The 3426-nt window shown below is 63.5% G+C and carries 3 protein-coding genes; 1 reads left to right on the top strand and 2 read right to left on the bottom strand.

Features of this window, described 5'->3' with window-relative positions:
- Positions 1 to 130 precede the first annotated feature (130 nt).
- Together EOA27_RS28220 and EOA27_RS28225 are read right to left on the bottom strand one after the other, a co-directional pair.
- Entirely contained in the window at positions 131 to 1927 is a 1797-nt protein-coding gene (locus tag EOA27_RS28220) for an acyl-CoA dehydrogenase (RefSeq protein ID WP_127257783.1), read from the bottom strand.
- Positions 1928 to 2154: 227 nt separating this feature from the next.
- Complete coding sequence (locus EOA27_RS28225; protein ID WP_126083563.1) at positions 2155 to 2619, bottom strand: MerR family DNA-binding transcriptional regulator; 465 nt, start codon at positions 2617 to 2619, stop codon at positions 2155 to 2157.
- Between the two features lie 453 nt (positions 2620 to 3072).
- Between EOA27_RS28225 and EOA27_RS28230 the strand changes: the two genes are divergently transcribed.
- Positions 3073 to 3426 (top strand): hypothetical protein (locus tag EOA27_RS28230; protein ID WP_145970578.1); only part of this gene is annotated, 354 nt, incomplete at its 3' end.

Raw genomic sequence — 3426 nt, forward strand, 5'->3', positions numbered from 1 at the left:
GTCGTAGAGCATGCCGACCTCGTCCGCCGCCCAGGCGGGCTTCGGAAGACCAAGAATTTCGGCTGGATTTGTCGCCACGTTTTCCTCCGCGTTCCGACGATTGTGGGCCGGCGGCGCCGGCCCGCCGAATCTAGAACGCTTCCGCCGGCAACGCCATCAGCGTGTCCGCGCCACTGGAAATGCGGGCAAGCCGCGTCGCCGTTTCCGGCATGATGCGCTCCATGAAGAAGCGCGCCGTGACCAGCTTGGTATCGTAGAATGGCGCAGCGCCGTTGGCGCCTTCCGCGAGCTTGGCCTGCGCGGACTTCGCCATCTGGGCCCACATATAGCCCAGCGCCACGAGACCGAAGAGATGCATGTAGTCGGTCGAGGCGGCGCCTGCGTTGTCGGGCTTGGCCATGGCGTTCTGCACCAGCCACATCGTAGCCGCTTGCAGGTCGTTGAGACCCTTCTTCAGCGCCTTGGTGAAGGGCGCCATCTTCTCATCAGTGCGGTTCTCCTCGCAGAACTCGCCGAGCTCCTTGAGGAAGGCCTGCACGGCGCGACCGCCATTCTGCGCCAGCTTGCGGCCGACGAGGTCGAGCGCCTGGATGCCGTTGGCACCTTCATAGATCATGGCGATGCGGGCATCGCGCACGAACTGGCTCATGCCGTGCTCTTCGATATAGCCGTGGCCGCCGAACACCTGCTGGGCCATCACCGCGTGGTCGAAACCCTTGTCGGTGAGCACGCCCTTGACCACCGGCGTCATCAGGCCGGTGTAATCGTCGGCCGCCTGGCGGTCCTTGTCGTCGCCGGAACGATGCGCGACGTCGGATTTGATCGCCGTCCACAATGCCAGCGCGCGGCCGGCCTCGTTATAGGCCTTCATGGTCATCAGCGAACGGCGGATGTCGGGATGGACGATGATCGGATCGGCCTTCTTGTCCGGCGCCTTGGCACCCGACAGCGAGCGCCCCTGCAGCCGGTCCTTGGCGTAGGAGACGGCGTTCTGATAGGCGATCTCGGAGACCGAAAGCCCCTGCAGGCCGACGCCGAGGCGGGCCTCGTTCATCATGGTGAACATAGCCTTCAAGCCGCCGTTCAATTCGCCGAGCAGCGTGCCCTCGGCCTCGTCATAATTCATGACGCAGGTCGAGTTGCCGTGGATGCCCATCTTCTCCTCGATCGAGCCGCAGGAGAGCGTGTTGCGCTCACCGGGATTGCCAGCGGCATCAAGCTTGAACTTCGGCACGATGAACAGCGAGATGCCCTTGACGCCTTCCGGCGCGCCCTCGACGCGGGCCAGCACCAGATGGACGATGTTGTCCGACATGTCGTGCTCGCCGGCGGAGATGAAGATCTTCTGGCCGGAAATCCTGTAAGTGCCGTCGCCGTTGGGAACGGCCTTGGTGCGCAGCAGGCCGAGATCGGTGCCGCAATGCGGCTCGGTGAGGTTCATGGTGCCGGTCCAGCCGCCCTCGATCAGCCTCGGCAGCCAAGTGGCCCTCTGTTCGTCCGTGCCATGGGTGACGATGGCCGCGATGGCGCCTTGCGTCAGGCCGGGATACATCATCAGCGCCATGTTGGCCGAAATCATGTATTCGGAGACGGCAGTGTGGACCGCATAGGGCAGGCCCTGGCCACCGAACTCGGCGGGTGCTGCAAGCCCCATCCAGCCGCCCTCGCGATACTGGTCGTAGGCGTCCTTGAAGCCCTTCGGCGTCGTCACCGAGCCGTCGTCATGGCGCACGCAGCCTTCCATGTCGCCAACCCGGTTCAGCGGATGCATGACGTTCTCGGCGAGCTTGGCGCCTTCGGCGAGGATCGCCTCGACCACGTCGGGCGTCGCGTCCGAGAAGCCCGGAAGATTGGAATAGCGCTGATAGCCCAGCACGTCGTTGAGCACGAACAGCGTGTCCTGGATCGGGGCCCTGTAGATCGTCATGCCTTCCTCCACCCTTACAGTCCCGGCCCGGCCGGCAAGTCGCCTCTCCCGGACAGGGAGACCGGGCCAATGTCGATGTTGCGATAGCAAATATTGACGTTTGCGTAAACGTCAACTTCGTCGCAGCCTGAAATTTTTGTGAGCGGTCAGGCATTGTGACGACAAAAAAGCCGCGCGGCCATAGCCACGCGGCTTTCTACGTCCCGGTATTCCGGAAGAGCGGGCGATCAGCCGGCGGCGCTGGCCTGCGGCGGCGCGGTGCGCTCGACGAGCATCTGCCGCACGACCGACATCGAGTTGCTCAGCTCGCCGATAGCATCATCGATCAGCGCCCGCTGCTTCTGCAGGCGAGCGAGCTGCTTCTCCGACTTGTCGAGCGCCAGCCGCAGCTGCTTGGTGTTGGTGCCGGTCGGATCGTAGAGATCCATCATCTGCTTGACGTCGCGCAGCGAGAACCCGACCTTGCGGCCGAGCAGGATCAGCTTCAGCCGAGCCTTGTCGCGGCGCGTGTAGAGACGGGTCGAGCCGTCGCGATGAGGATTGAGAAGGCCCTTGTCTTCATAGAAACGCAGCGTGCGCAGCGTCACGCCGTATTTCTTGGCCATCTCACCGATGCGGACGAATTCCTCGCCTGCCTCGGCTGGTATGTCATTGGTATTGGCCGCGGCTTCGCCGGGCGAAACAAGTTTCATGGTCACTGGCATTCCCCTGGTGGCGTCGCGGTCGCGGACCAAGCGTCGCCTGAATGGAAGCGGGGGCGTGCTTCCAATCGTGGTTGCAACAACAAATCAATCGCAAGAGGCACGGCTTCGCACCTTTTACGTTTACGTCAATCCTATATCGACAGCCGCAGGGTGACGCAAGGGCGTTGTCGGAGCGAACCTTTATGCCGCACCCGAAATGCCGCTCACGATTTATGCGCGACTTCTTAAGCTTGGTTAACGCCTTGTTTACCACGTTGGGCGAAATGTGCGCATGTCGGTCACCCGTGGTTATCCTGTAGCGAATTTTTCACGGTTTTCGAAGCGCGGGTAAAACCCGGGAAGCTCGTCTTCCTCCGCAGCAAAACCGCTCGGCTCGCTTCGTACCCGGCAGGCTACTGGGAAACCGGTCTTTGGCCGGCCACTCTGAACACGGGCGCATCGATGAACAGCAAGCGGTCCTATCTCGATACACTCAACGCCGGCAGGCAACGTCGGCCGCATGCCTCGCTCGAAGAACTGAACCGCTCGCTCGAAACGCTCGAGCAGAGGCTGGACCGGACGCGCGCCGACATGCCCGACCGCCCCGACCCGCGACGGCCGACCGCCGAGCCGCGTTATCCCAGCACGCAGCCTTACGGCCAGGCGCCGCGCTGGTATGAGGATCCCTATGCCGTGCAAAGACCCCTGGATCGGGCGCCGCAGAATCCGTGGCCGCAGGAGCGCGCCCCGCAAAACCCCGCGCCCGCCTATCAGGCGATCGCGCGCGACATCGACCGGGTGCGCGGCCAGGAAGAC

It is taken from the genome of Mesorhizobium sp. M2A.F.Ca.ET.037.01.1.1, assembly GCF_003998075.1.
Lineage (GTDB): Bacteria > Pseudomonadota > Alphaproteobacteria > Rhizobiales > Rhizobiaceae > Mesorhizobium.

Coding starts and splice junctions, on each gene's coding strand:
- EOA27_RS28220 (WP_127257783.1), bottom strand. CDS start 1,927: ATGACGATCTACAGGGCCCCGATCCAGGACACGCTGTTCGTGCTCAAC.
- EOA27_RS28225 (WP_126083563.1), bottom strand. CDS start 2,619: ATGAAACTTGTTTCGCCCGGCGAAGCCGCGGCCAATACCAATGACATA.